Genomic DNA, 1756 nt, shown 5'->3' on the forward strand with positions numbered 1-1756 from the left:
AACACCACGATGGCATCGTCCACCACAAAGCCGGTGGCTACCGTCAGGGCCATCAGCGACAGGTTGTCCAGCGTGTAGCCCAGCAGGTACATCACGCCAAAGGTGCCCGCCAGCGATACCGGCACGGCCACGCTGGGGATTAGCGCTGCGCGGGCATTGCGCAGGAACAAAAACACCACCATCACCACCAGCCCGATCGAGATGGCCAGCGCCCGCTCCACCTCGCGCAGCGAGGCGCGGATGGTGGGCGTGCGGTCCATCACCACCTGCAGGTTGATGGCGGGCGGGATGGAGGCCTGCAGGTGCGGCAGCAGGGCGCGCACTTTGTCGACCGCGTCGATGATGTTGGCACCGGGTTGTTTGAACAAGATCAGCAGAATCGCCGGTTTACCGTCGCTGGCCCCGTAGTTGCGCACATCGACCACGCTGTCAAGCACCTGGCCCACGTCCTGCATGCGTACCGCGCTACTATTTGTGTAGCGGATGATTTGCGGCGCAAACTCCGCCGCAGTACGTGCCTGGTCGTTGGCACCGATTTGCCAGTTGCGCGTGCCGTCTTCCACCGCGCCCTTGGGACGGTTGGCGTTGGTGCTGGTGATGGCCTGGCGTACGGTGTCGAGCGCAATGCCGTTGGCCGCCAGTTTGTTCGGGTCCAGCTCGACCCGCACGGCGGGCAGGGCACCGCCGCCAATGTTGACCTGGCCAATGCCGTCGATCTGCGCCAGCCGCTGGGCCAGCACGGTGCTGGCCGCATCAAACATCTGGCCCCGCGTCAGGGTGTCGGAGGTCAACGACAGCAGCATGATGGGCGAATCGGCCGGGTTCACCTTGCGGTAGCTGGGGTTGCTGGGCATACCGCTGGGCAGCAGGGTACGGGCCGCGTTGATGGCCGCCTGCACATCCCGCGCCGCGCCGTTGATGTCGCGGTCCAGATTGAATTGCAGGGTGATGCGGCTGCTGCCCAGGGACGAGTTGGAGGTCATTTCCGTTACGCCCGCGATGGCACCTAGCGCCCGCTCCAAAGGTGTCGCCACGGTGGCGGCCATGGTGTCTGGGCTGGCACCGGGTAGCGATGCGCTGACGGAGATGGTGGGGAAATCTACCTGGGGCAGGGGGGCTACGGGGAGTAGCAAGAAGCCTATGACACCTGCGATGGCGATGCCCAGCGTGAGCAGGGTGGTGGCGATGGGGCGGTGGATGAAGGGGGTGGAGAAGTTCATGCGGCTTCTCCTTTTAAGATCCCTGGCCGGGATGTGCGCCCGGCGGCGCAGTCACTTTCTTTTGCGCAGCCAAAAGAAAGTAACCCAAGAAAAGGCTGCCCCCACTGTCTGCGCCCTGCGCTGGCGCTACGGGAACCTGCGGTGCTCGCGGCATGCGGGGTCTGGCTAAACTCGCTGCGCTCAAACAACGCCAGCCCTGATCCGCCTGCCACTGCGCTCCTCGGCGCATACAGAGGGGGACCCCAGATGCGGGATCGGCCCGGCTGTGCCGGGCATCGCGCCGGTCGCGAGTTGGGGGTGGGGTTGGCGATGGTTAAATCTGATGGGGGCGTGGCGAGCGCCAACAGCCTGGTTCCGCGCCCTAGGCGCGATGGGGCGCGCTGCGCCCCCGACTCCGCTCCCTGGGGTCCCCCTCTGTATGCGCCGAGGAGCGCAGCTTTGGGCGGAAGAGGGCTGGCGTTGTTTGAGCCGCAGGCGAGTTTAGCCAGACCCCGCCCAAAGCGCGCACCGCAGGTTCCCGCAGCGAAAGCGGAGGG

1 protein-coding gene is annotated in these 1756 nt (G+C 65.9%); it reads right to left on the minus strand.

Features of this window, described 5'->3' with window-relative positions; all coding sequences use genetic code 11:
• A partial coding sequence (locus ABI213_RS05590) for an efflux RND transporter permease subunit (protein WP_348026363.1) occupies window positions 1-1220 on the minus strand: 1220 nt, incomplete at its 3' end.
• Window positions 1221-1756: the final 536 nt, after the last annotated feature.

This window comes from Rhodoferax sp. (assembly GCF_039922535.1).
GTDB lineage: Bacteria > Pseudomonadota > Gammaproteobacteria > Burkholderiales > Burkholderiaceae_C > Rhodoferax_B.